This window comes from Phycisphaerae bacterium (assembly GCA_012729815.1).
Taxonomy (GTDB): domain Bacteria; phylum Planctomycetota; class Phycisphaerae; order JAAYCJ01; family JAAYCJ01; genus JAAYCJ01.
This window is the reverse complement of the sequence record JAAYCJ010000200.1, coordinates 1-3297: the sequence shown is the minus strand read 5'-3', so window position 1 is coordinate 3297 and position 3297 is coordinate 1. Positions and strand designations below refer to the sequence as shown.

The 3297-nt window shown below is 66.5% G+C and carries 3 protein-coding genes; 2 read left to right on the top strand and 1 reads right to left on the bottom strand.

Going from position 1 to position 3297, the window contains the following annotated elements:
• Positions 1–2045 (top strand): hypothetical protein (locus tag GXY33_13540; GenBank protein NLX06156.1); only part of this gene is annotated, 2045 nt, incomplete at its 5' end.
• Entirely contained in the window at positions 2032–2745 is a 714-nt protein-coding gene (locus tag GXY33_13535; GenBank protein NLX06155.1) for a prepilin-type N-terminal cleavage/methylation domain-containing protein, read from the top strand. The genes GXY33_13540 and GXY33_13535, both read left to right, overlap by 14 nt.
• Before the next feature lie 40 nt (positions 2746–2785).
• Here GXY33_13535 and GXY33_13530 read toward each other — a convergent pair whose 3' ends face one another.
• Positions 2786–3253: a hypothetical protein gene (locus GXY33_13530; GenBank protein NLX06154.1), complete on the bottom strand. Its 468-nt coding sequence runs from the start codon at positions 3251–3253 to the stop codon at positions 2786–2788.
• Between the last annotated feature and the right edge of the window lie 44 nt (positions 3254–3297).

The window sequence follows — 3297 nt, the reverse complement described above, 5'->3', positions numbered from 1 at the left end:
TGATCGAATTGGACCAGCCGCGCTGGCAAACGAACTTCGGCGACGAATGGCCGCGTGACGTCTACGCGATCGTCGGCCAGTGGGCGGACAACACCCGCACCTGCGCCCGCGCCGATCGCGGCCGCCTCGAACTGGGCGAAGGCCGGTGCTTCGAGCACGCCTCAGCGATCTGGAAGTTCGAGCCGCCGGCGGGCAATCGCTTTGCCGGCGGAAAGGTCTGGGCCAAGGTGCGGCTGCGATCCGGCGACCGGGTTCCCGATGCGTTTCTGGCGGCCGGCTCGGAGTTGACGCTTTCGGGCGGCGGCGGCTACTGGCAGGGGTTCGACGGATACAACGCCGAGGACTTCGCGCGGGCGGCGGCGGACAAGGCGGTGGTGGACGAACCGCAGGTGCTCGATCTGCCGATCCAAGCGGGCGTCGAACGGCTCTTCGTCGCGGTCACGCGGCCGGACATGACGCGCGGCACGCACGGCTATATGGCGGTGGACGTGCTGGAAGTGGGCGTCGAGGCGGAGCTGGAGAACAACTACGGGCTGACCATCCGGTTCGACCGCGACGAGCCGCTGTGGTCGAAGGGCGAGCCGATCGTGTTTCGCGTCAGTGCGACCGGCGATCCGCAGCCGCGGGTGTGCCGATGGCAACTGACCCGCTGCGACGGCGCGGTGCGCGATGGCGAATCGCCGATCACCGACGGCTGGGCCGCGATCGACGTCAGCGACGCGGACGCCGGCTTCCACGGCCTGACCGTCCGCGATGAAAAGTCGGATCAGCCGCTCGACCGGCAGGAACTGGTGATCCTTCGCGGGCAAGACCCCAACGTCACGCCGCAGCAGAGCATCTTCGGCAGCCACGGCATGGGCGGCGACTTTGATCTGGCCAAGCGAATGGGCGTTAAGTGGGACGCGACGGCGTGGCAGTGGGCGTGGCATCAGGCGTCGCCGGACGCGCCGATCATCGTGCCGACGGCCGAGACGTTCGGACGATATCGCGAGTTCGGCATCGAGCCGATCGTCGGCATCGACACCGCGCCCGGCTGGGCCAACGGCGGCAAGGGCGCGACCGCGCCGCCGGACGATGCGTTCTATGCTCATTGGGCGGCGTACAACCGCGCGGTGGCCGCGGCGACGCAAGGGCAGGTGACGTGGTTCGAAAGCTGGAACGAGCCGAACGGCGGCGGCATGGAGTATCCGTGGGGCCAGGACGGCGACGCGCGGATCGCCAAGGCCAAAGCGGTGCAGCGACATCAGTGCCTTGGCCTGCGCGAGGGCAATCCGCGGGCCAAACTGATCGGAGCGAGGTTCGCCGGCGCGCCCGCGGGCTGGTTCGTCAGATGGCTCAGCGAACCGGACTCCATGCTCGAATTCCAGGACGCGATGTCGGCCCATCCGTACTGCGAGGCGTTCAAGGACGAGAACTATCAGCACAAACGCCCGCCGGAGCCGACGCTGGTTCCGGATATCTTGCGGGCTCGGCGCGAGATGGACGAACACGGCGCAGCGGATCAGCCGCTGTTCTGGACCGAGTTCGGTTGGGACACGCAATACGTTACCGCCGACCAGCACGCTCGCTGGACGGCGCGGCATCTGATTGTCATGAACGCATACCGCCTGATCACCCGCACCGTGGCCGACTGCATCTTCGCGTTCACCGGCAGCACGAGCTACGTCATCTTTCGTCCGGCTCGCGACGTCCAGCCGGGCGAGCACCGCTTCCGGCCGGTGGTCGGCGCGTTCGCCACCGCGGCCGCCGTGTTGGCCGGCAGCACGCCGACGCAACGAATCCACGACCATCCCGAGCGGGTGAGGCTGTATGCGTTCGAAAAGAACGGCCAAACGATCTACGCGGCGTGGGCGACCGAAGAGGCCAGACAGCGCAAGCTGACGCTGCCGGTCGAGTCGGAAACGATAATGACCAGGATCAACGTGTTGGGCGACGAGTCGCCGATGACCGTTCGGCCGAACGAACCGATCGAATTGCCCGAAAACGGCGATCCGATTTACTTGCTCACGGACAGTGAAAACGAGGTGACCGATGATGCGCAATAGGCCAACCGGATTCACATTGATCGAGCTGCTCGTGGTGGTGGCGATTATCGCCGTGCTGGTCTCGCTCCTGCTGCCGGCGCTGGGCGCGGCGCGGGACCAGGCGCGGCGGGCGTTGTGCATGGCGAACCAGAAGCAGTTGGGCGTGGGTTTTGAGCGGATGATCGAGGACGGTCCGCCGCCGACGGCCGGCTACTACACGTTGGGGCCGGGATATTTCCCCTACGGCTGGTGGGACCCGATGTGGTCGGGCGCGGTGGCGACGGGCATCGGCTATGCGTCAGACTCGCCGGAGGTGGCGATGCTGGCCAACAACGACCTGCCGGGCCCGACGGCCTCGCAAACCGCCGGCGGACCGGGAGAGTTCCTCTGTCCCTCAGCCGACCCGACGATCACCGGCTGGGCCTTCCATAATCTCTCTTACGGATACAACTACGCGTCTCTGGGCAACCATGACGCCGTGCGCAAGACGCGGCTATCGCAGATCGTGTATCCTTCGTCGGCGGGCGTCATCTGCGACTCCAACGGCGACGGTTCGTTCGACGGCCTGATCCACGGCACGTGGTGGCCGACCGCCCAGCCGGGCAACCGCCACATGGACGGGGCCAACGTCCTCTACGCCGACTGGCACGTCGGCTGGGCCAGCCACCAGGAACTGACCGGCAACTACTACCACTTCTTCGGCATCGTGCTGGTTGACTGATTCGCAACGAGCCTATTGCTGGTTCCGCTGAGCGCGTTGCCTATGCGCGGGTCTTGAGGTCGTCCTTGAGCTTCGGCCAGAGGGCGGGCAGACGCTTCGAGAACTTCGCCGCCTCGGTCATCGTCGGGGCGATCATCTGATCGATCTCCAGCTTGGCGTCCTCAGCCGTCTTGCGCGGATCGTCCGGATGACGCGCTGCCGCCCAATCGTCGTAGACCCGATCGAGCAGCCTGCGATCGGAGTCGGCGATCCGCTGCAGGATCGTCTCGGCCCGCCGCGCCGACGCTGAGAGGGCGGCGATGACATCGGCGGTGCGACGGATGCCGTGGGCCTGAATCTCCAACGTCAGCACATAGCTGTCGTAATCGTCGCGGTTCGACCGCACCCGCGGCCGGTGGCTTTTGAAGACCTTCAGGAGGGCCTCGATCGGTTCGGCCTGACGGCTGTACGGCTCGAAGTTCCAGATCGCCTCAGCCAGCTCGCTCGGATTGGTCCACAGCAGCTTCATGAACGAACAACTCGGGGCCAAGCGATCGGCCCGATCAACCGCCT

Coding starts and splice junctions, on each gene's coding strand:
- GXY33_13535 (NLX06155.1), top strand. CDS start 2,032: ATGATGCGCAATAGGCCAACCGGATTCACATTGATCGAGCTGCTCGTG.
- GXY33_13530 (NLX06154.1), bottom strand. CDS start 3,253: ATGAAGCTGCTGTGGACCAATCCGAGCGAGCTGGCTGAGGCGATCTGG.